This window comes from Endothiovibrio diazotrophicus (assembly GCF_054657215.1).
The window spans coordinates 1-1215 of record NZ_BAAHXB010000262.1 but is presented as its reverse complement, the minus strand read 5'-3'; the positions used below and the strand labels follow the sequence as shown (position 1 = coordinate 1215).

At 66.7% G+C, this 1215-nt stretch carries 2 pseudogenes; one reads left to right on the top strand and one right to left on the bottom strand.

The window, feature by feature from the left end:
* Positions 1–198: pseudogene (gene ispH / locus ACYQ2W_RS26265) on the bottom strand (4-hydroxy-3-methylbut-2-enyl diphosphate reductase); the annotation flags it as partial.
* A 96-nt stretch (positions 199–294) separates the two neighbouring features.
* On the opposite strand from ispH, the pseudogene ACYQ2W_RS26260 reads away from it, so the two are divergent.
* Positions 295–1144, top strand: a pseudogene (locus tag ACYQ2W_RS26260) (D-amino acid aminotransferase).
* The last annotated feature ends 71 nt before the right edge of the window (positions 1145–1215 follow it).

The following is a 1215-nucleotide window of genomic DNA, read 5'->3' as shown; positions in this document are numbered from 1 at the left end:
ACCGTCGGGCACCTCGGCGAGGGTCTCGACGAACACCGCGCCGCGGTCGCGCAGGCACTCCACCACGTAGCGGTTGTGGACCACCTCGTGGCGCACGTAGATGGGCGCGCCGAACAGCTCCAGGGCGCGCTCGACGATGGCGATGGCGCGGTCGACGCCGGCGCAGAAGCCGCGGGGGTTGGCGAGGTCGAGGTCGATGGTCATGGCGGGCGTTCCGGATGGCTCGGGGGGTTCGTTCTGGCCGGGGGGAGTGGGATATAATAGCCGGTTTCCATCACTCCGGCCTGTATCCCCATGTCCCTGTGCTATCTCAACGGCGAACTGCTTCCTATTGAAAATGCGCAAATTTCCGTGCTCGACCGCGGGTTTCTGCTCGGCGACGGCGTGTATGAGGTGATGCCCGCCTACGGCGGCCTGTTCTTCCGTCTCGGCGAGCACTTCGACCGGTTGGAGGCGAGTCTGGGGGAGGTGCGGATCCCCAACCCGATGAGCCGCGAGGAGTGGACCGGCGCGCTCAATGGAATTCTCGACGCTAACGGCGGTGGGGACCAGACCGTCTACCTGCAGATCACCCGCGGCAGCGCGGCGACACGCCTTCCCGGCGGAGGTCCACCCCACCGTGTTCATGATGTGCTCGCCGCTGCCCGAGCCCTCCAGGGAGGTCCACGAGCAGGGGGTGAAGGCGATCTCGCTGCCCGACATCCGCTGGCTGCGCTGCAACATCAAGTCGATCAATCTGCTGCCCAACGTGCTGATGCGCCAGGAGGCGGCCGAGCAGGATGCGGTGGAGGCGCTGCTGGTGCGCGACGGCAAGGTGACCGAGGGGGCCGCCACCAACTTCTTCCTGGTGAAGGACGGAGTGGTGATCACCCCGCCGAAGAGCAACCACCTGCTGCCGGGGATCACCCGCGATCTGGTGCTGGAGCTGGTCCGCGCCGAGGGGGTGGCCAACGAGGAGCGGGAGGTGGCCGAGGCGGAGCTGGCGACGGCCGACGAGCTGTGGATCACCAGTTCGATCAAGGAGATCGCGCCGATCACCTCGCTCAACGGGACGCCGGTGGGCGATGGCAAGCCGGGGCCGATCTACTATCGGATGATCGAGGTCTATCAGCAGTACAAGGCGCTTCTGCGCCGGGGAGAGTGAAGGTGACGGGGGAGAAGAAGCTGCTGGAGTTCCCCTGCCGCTTCCCGATCAAGGCGATGGGTCGCAGCGGG